This window comes from uncultured Anaerovibrio sp. (assembly GCF_947302755.1).
In the GTDB taxonomy this organism is placed as follows: Bacteria; Bacillota; Negativicutes; order Selenomonadales; family Selenomonadaceae; genus Anaerovibrio.
In genome coordinates this window covers 1-6360 of record NZ_CAMYWM010000139.1, presented here as the reverse complement: position 1 = coordinate 6360, position 6360 = coordinate 1, and the positions used below count along the sequence as shown (strand labels likewise).

General features: G+C 47.0%; 6 protein-coding genes. All 6 read right to left on the bottom strand.

Features of this window, described 5'->3' with window-relative positions; genetic code table 11:
* Positions 1-1108: GntP family permease (locus Q0Y54_RS11040; protein ID WP_297967764.1), on the bottom strand; the 1108-nt coding region annotated here is incomplete at its 3' end.
* A gap of 91 nt (positions 1109-1199) precedes the next feature.
* Positions 1200-2045, bottom strand: a complete 846-nt coding sequence (locus Q0Y54_RS11035) for a class II fructose-bisphosphate aldolase (protein ID WP_297967762.1) — start codon at positions 2043-2045, stop codon at positions 1200-1202.
* Between the two features lie 15 nt (positions 2046-2060).
* Positions 2061-3485 (bottom strand): four-carbon acid sugar kinase family protein, encoded by a 1425-nt coding sequence (locus Q0Y54_RS11030; protein ID WP_297967760.1) that lies wholly within the window; start codon positions 3483-3485, stop codon positions 2061-2063.
* Positions 3486-3501: 16 nt separating this feature from the next.
* Positions 3502-4395, bottom strand: a complete 894-nt coding sequence (garR, locus tag Q0Y54_RS11025) for a 2-hydroxy-3-oxopropionate reductase (RefSeq protein ID WP_297967757.1) — start codon at positions 4393-4395, stop codon at positions 3502-3504.
* A gap of 184 nt (positions 4396-4579) precedes the next feature.
* The gene (locus tag Q0Y54_RS11020) at positions 4580-5233 is read right to left on the bottom strand and encodes a GntR family transcriptional regulator (protein ID WP_297967754.1); all 654 of its coding nucleotides are present in this window, start codon (positions 5231-5233) and stop codon (positions 4580-4582) included.
* A gap of 144 nt (positions 5234-5377) precedes the next feature.
* Positions 5378-6211: a deoxyribonuclease IV gene (locus Q0Y54_RS11015; RefSeq protein ID WP_297967751.1), complete on the bottom strand. Its 834-nt coding sequence runs from the start codon at positions 6209-6211 to the stop codon at positions 5378-5380.
* Positions 6212-6360: the final 149 nt, after the last annotated feature.

Here is a 6360-nt window from a genome sequence, read left to right as displayed (position 1 = left end):
TGGACGGTGCCACAATAGCCGCCGTGGTTACCAGGGCAACGGTAGCAGAGCCCTGGGCCGCCCGAAGAATCTGGCTGAGGGTAAAGCCCAGAAGAATAAGCGGAACATTGAAATCATGCATGGTAGCCACGATATAATCACCAATACCGGTTGCGTTAATAATAGAACCGAAGCTGCCGCCGGCACCGGTAATAAGCAAAACCATACCGGCCTGGCTAGCGGCGTTGGTAATCATTTCCTCCGCCGGAGACCGGAAATATTTCTTAAGGGCCAGCAGGGCAGCAATAACCCCCAGGAACAGGGCCACATTTTTATCACCAATAAAGGCGCAAATCATACCAAGGGTGGATTCTTTATCCAACAGAGCCCCGGCCACAGTACCAATCAAAATGAGAATAATCGGGAAAAGGATAAGGGCAATGGCCAAACCACCAGAGCAATGGTCCTGATCTCTGCCATAATCCCCGGAAGCATCCAAGTCATCCAGCTCATTGCCGCACTGCTCCGGGAAGAAATGCTTTACGGTAAGCTTGGAATACAGTACACCACCCACTAATGCGGCTGGAATAGCGACAATAATCGAATACAGAACGAAGGAACCAACAGAAGCGTTTACCGCACCGGCCACCGCCATAGGACCAGGAGTCGGAATAATAATACAGTGACCAATAATAAGGCCCACGCCTAAGGCCGTAACAAATCTGGCCAATGGAATGCCCGTCTTTTCCGATAACTGATGGGCCAAATTTACGAGAATAACAAAGGCCGCATCAAAATATACCGGAATAGCCACAATAACGCCGGTCAGGGCCATGGCCATGGGCGAATTTTTCACACCGATTTTCCTTAAAGCCAGGCTGGCTATTTCCTCTGTTCCACCAGTTTGGTACAAAAGCTCGCCAAGCATAATTCCCAAGGCTATGACAATACCTATACCACCTAGAGTACCGCCGAAGCCCGATGATATACTGCCTAATATTTTGCTAACCGGCAGACCGGCTGCCACACCGATAATCAACGATGTAAAAATTAATGCCAAAAATGGATTTACCTTAAATTTGATAATCAGCAGCATAAGGAGAATTATGCCACTTAAGAAAATCACCATCAACAAAAGAATCTCCCCCTTAACTAAAATTCTTTTTTATGACTGAGGCAGCAACATACGCCTAATAGTCATCTGCCTCAGCTTGTCCAGTTTATTTATTTTTAAATAGATCCATATATTGCTCTACCACTGCCGTCATCTGGTCCTCGGCAGCCTTGGTCATGGCCTCGAATCTGGTATTGGCATCGGTGTGGCCTGCCAGGAACTCCCGGGCAGCCCGTATACCGGTAGTAGATACTTCAGTATTAATGTTTATTTTTCGTATGCCAAGACTTATAGCCTTCCGCAGCATAGCATCCGGTATTCCCGAGCTGCCATGCAATACCAAGGGTATATTAACTTCCCTTTCTATTGCCTCCAGCTGATTAAAATCCAGCCTTGGCTCCCCCTTATATATACCGTGAGCATTACCAATGGCGATAGCCAAGGCATCAACCCCGGAGTCCCGGGAATATTTATGAGCGTCCTCCACCGAGGTAAAGCTGCCCTGCTCTCCAGCGGCAGCCGGTGTACCATCCTCCGGGTTCATATATCCCAGCTCACCTTCTACACTGGCCCCCATGCCGTGAGCAATATCCGCCACATAATGGCTCTGTTGAATATTTTCCGCCAAGGGCTTGGCTGAACCATCAAACATTATTGACGTAAAGCCTGCCTTCAAGGCTCTGTATACGGTTTCCAGCTTTTTGCTATGATCCAGATGAAGAACTAGTGGCAAATCTGATTTATCCGCGTAATACCTGAAGAGCATTGCCATGGCTTCCAATGGCATATGCTTATCATAGCTTTCACCAAAGGCTACAATGGCCGGTGATTGAGTATTATGGGCGGCAGTCATAACGGCCTGAACCGATTCCACATTGTATACGTTAAATGAACCGATGGCCATTTTCTTTTCCTCAGCCAAATGAAGAATTTCCCGCAAATTCATCAGCATATCTACCAACCTCCATCATTTGGTACAGAGCATATCCACAACCTTGCGCAAGGTGTCCACTGCCCCCACATTGCCCGGGAATATAACATAGGCCATATCAGGGAATTTACTCTCACTGCCCGTTTTCCAAACCGGAATACCGGGAGCCACCTGGCCCATAACCAGAGCATGCTTTACGGATAATCCCTTTGTGCCCACATCACTGGAGGTAATGCCCCCCTTGGCAATAAGGAAGCTTGGCTGAATGGACAGACGGCTGACAATGCTGGTAATCGCCTCAGAAATCTTAACGGATACCCGTAGGGATTCCTCCTCTGACCCGGCATCAAACCGCTTGCGACCGGTATATACCACCACGGTCTGTCCCTGCTTTATATCAGCTTCAACCTCAGCTACGATTTTCTTAAGCTCTTCCTCCAGCTTGTCCGGCTCCAGAACCAGCATGTGATTAAACTCAATGCACTTAACATACGGGCTCTTTTTAAGCTCCTCAAACTGCTTGGTAGTTTTTTGCACATGGGAACCGATAATTATAAGGCCACCATTATCATTGCCCTTGGCCACCAGCTCGTCACGGGTCAGGAGAGGCTTGTCTGATACACCGCCGATGACCTTGGTAAAAGCGGCTGCCGTACGGAACATGAAATTTTTCCCCTGCTTCATGGCCTTTATCAAGGCAATGGCAAACACCTTCACATCCACATAATCAACAGCATTTACAATTACCTTATTAAAATCCTTTACTGCCATCAGCTGCTCAGTAATCTTATCTACATTGAAAGCTCTGATATCCTCCAGGGAAATACAGGTAACGGACTCCTTGGTAAATCTTCCCTTGGTCTTTTCCTCAATATATTCCGCTATATTGGATTTGGTATAGCTAAAGGTCTTATCCTTGGCAAACTCCGTTTCCCCGGCCGGTGTCAGGTAGTCCTCCTCCTGAACATAATGAACATTTCCTATGGTAAACCGGCCACCCTCCTTGAAGAAGGGCATCATTACTTCGCCGTCGATGGCCGGACAGCCGGCTGCTTCAACAGTGCTTCTAAGAGTCTCCGTTTCCAGTGGATAATGGCCACGCAGGGTGGAATCACTGCGGCTGATAATCATAAAGCCCTGATTACGCTTTTTAGCCTCAGCCGCAATGCGCTGAGCCATGAGCGTATGCTGCTCTTTGGTATAATCCGCCGAAAAGGCCCGGGAATTGGTCAGAATAAAAAACATTGAGTTTTTCTCCTCAAAGCCTGAGGCAATACTTGCTTCCGACCAATCGGTATAGACGGAAATATCGTGAACGGTCTGTACCCCTGTCGGGTCATCATCCAGAACCACAATTTTCTTGTTAAAATCCTTTAGGGCCTCCTGTAAGGCAGTCTCCACCTTTGCCTCATCTATAGCCTTAATATTTGCAAAAAGCTCACTTTTTAACACCTTTGCCATTGCTTATCCCCCCATATTACTCTGCGGTTTTTACCTGAACCCCGGCAATATTCTCATAGAACTGAACGATACCGCTATGGTCATCCATAATGTGACCGGTAGCCTTAAGACTGAGCATAATCTGCTGCAGCTCACTGGTAAGCACCAAAGGAACCTCCAGGCTCTTGGCGGTGTCCATAACATTGGTAATATCCTTTAAATTAATGGCCAAGGTTCCACCTGGCTTAAAGTTGCGGCTGTACATCATCGGTGCCTTGGCATCCAATACAGTGCTGCCTGCCAGTCCACCACGAATAGCCTCATAAACCTTCTTAGGGTCAGCACCGGCCTTTTGGGCCAGCACCAGGGCCTCAGAAACAGCAGCAATATTAAGATTTACAATAACCTGATTGGCTAATTTTGTAACGGAGCCGCTGCCGTTTGGACCAACCACCGTAACGGAGGTACCCATGGCATCAAATACATCCCGCATTCTTGCTACCACAGTCTCCTCACCGCCAATCATAAATGCTAAGGTAGCATTTATGGCCCCTGGCTCACCACCACTTACCGGAGAATCGAGGAAATCGCATTTTTTCTCCTTGGCCCACTGGGCAAACTGCTTGGACTCTACCGGAGTTACAGAGCTCATATCAGCAATGATGGTGCCCTCAGCCACACCCTCCAGTATGCCATTTTCCCCCTTCAACAGGGAAGCCACAATTTTACCATTTGGCACCATGGTAATAACCACATCCTGGCCCTGGGCCGTTGCCTTAGGGGTAGCTCCAGCCTTCGCCCCTTCCTTCACCAGAGCGTCAACGGCCTCCTGGTTGATATCATAAACCGTTGTTTCAATACCTGCCTTCAAGAGATTGCGAACCATTGGCTTACCCATAATACCTAAACCGATAAAACCTACCTTTGACATTGTAAAAATCCTCCCACATTAAAAAATTTATTTACCCATTTATATTAGTGTGTGATGTGTAGCATACTACTAAAATCTAAAAAAAAAGAAGTACGCCAAATCCAACACATACAAACAACATTGACAGCCAGGGCACTCTCCTACGCTCAACCGCTATAGGATTGAGCATAGGACCATAGCCAGATTACAAACGGCTGCTCATAGCCTCCCTGGTCTTGTTCATGTGAAGCCTAAGGGCCTTCACTGCTCCATCACCATCACCGGCCTTCAGGGCCTTCAATATACTTTCATGCTCCTGAAAAGCCATCTCATGACGGTTTTGGTATACCAGGGAGCTTATAGTCACCCGTTCAACCTGGGCCCGCATCATCTGAAATATCCGGGCAAAATACATATTCCCGGTATAATTTATACTTACCTCGTGGAATTCCATATCAGCCTGCATAAATTCATAATGATTGCTTTGGCCTCGCAGTCTGTTCATGGTGTTTTCCAGACAATCCTCCATTTCCGCCAGTGCTTCACGTCCCTTGACCGAATCCGCCCCTTCGGCCAGACAGCGAAGGGTGCATTCCTCAATGGCCTCACGGGCCTGAATTATTTCATTGAAGTGATCAAGGGAAAGGGGCTTCACCCCGAAGCCGCGATTCAGATAAACCTCAATCAGGTCCTCATTCCTTAACTGCAGAACGGCCTCCCTGACGGGGGTACGGGAAATACTCAGCTTATCGGCAATCATTTGCTCAGAATAAATCTCCCCTTCCTGCAGGCTGCCATCCACAATGGCATTACGCAAATAATCATATACCTGATCCTTATATGATACCTTTTTTATCATGATGCTTATCTCCTTTGTTGTATGTAGTATACTACATACAAATCATAATTGCAATTGTTTTTTATTATTAATATTCATTTATTATTTTTGTATGAATATTATTTACATTCTCTATTCGTGATAGGCGGCCCGCAAAAGCTATTCCTATTCGTGATAGGCATCCCGCAGGACAGCTATTTCATGGGCGTAGCCGGCATTGTCGTTGGGCGTTTCCAATATAAAGGGAAGGTGTTTCAGCTGGGGATGATTTATTATTCTGACAAACGCCTCCATGCCAATACTTCCATTACCAATTTTTTCGTGACGGTCCTTATGGGAGCCCAATGGGGTCATGCTATCATTTAAATGTACTGCTCTTAATCGGTCAATGCCTATAACCCTGTCAAATTCCTTCAGCACACCCTCCAGATCATTGACTATATCGTAGCCGGCACTGTACACGTGGCAGGTATCTAGGCAAACACCAATATGACTGTCCAAATCCACCTGCTGAATAATAGCTTGCAGCTCCTCGAAGCTGCGTCCCACCTCTGTCCCCTTGCCGGACATGGTCTCCAGCAAGACTGTGGTAGTCTGGTCCTTGTTCAGCACATTATTGAGAAGCTCACCAATAAGCCCAATGGCCACCTCCACCCCCTGCTGAACATGGCTTCCCGGGTGAAAATTATAGAGGTTGCCTGGTGTGTATTCCATGCGCCGCAAATCATCAGCCATTATATTATAGGCAAATTCACGAAGCTCAGGCTTTGCAGCACAGGGATTTAGGGTATATGGGGCATGAGCTACCAGAGTACCAATCCTATGCTCTGTCTTGTATGCCAAAAACCGCCTCACATCCTCCTCATCAATATCCTTGGCCTTGCCGCCCCGCGGGTTACGGGTAAAAAACGCAAATACATTGCCATTTATTCCGGTAATCTCCCTACCCATGGCCAAATATCCCTTTGATGAAGAAACATGATTACCAATATAAAGCATATTTTCCCTCCGTAAAAATTACCGCTAATTCGACCAGATAATCAAATTAGCGGTAGTAATCACATATAACGAGCATTAAGATGTCCCCCACCTTTTTAGGTGGGGGAAAACAAACTACAACAGCTGGCGAGCATATCTCCCAGTGCGGA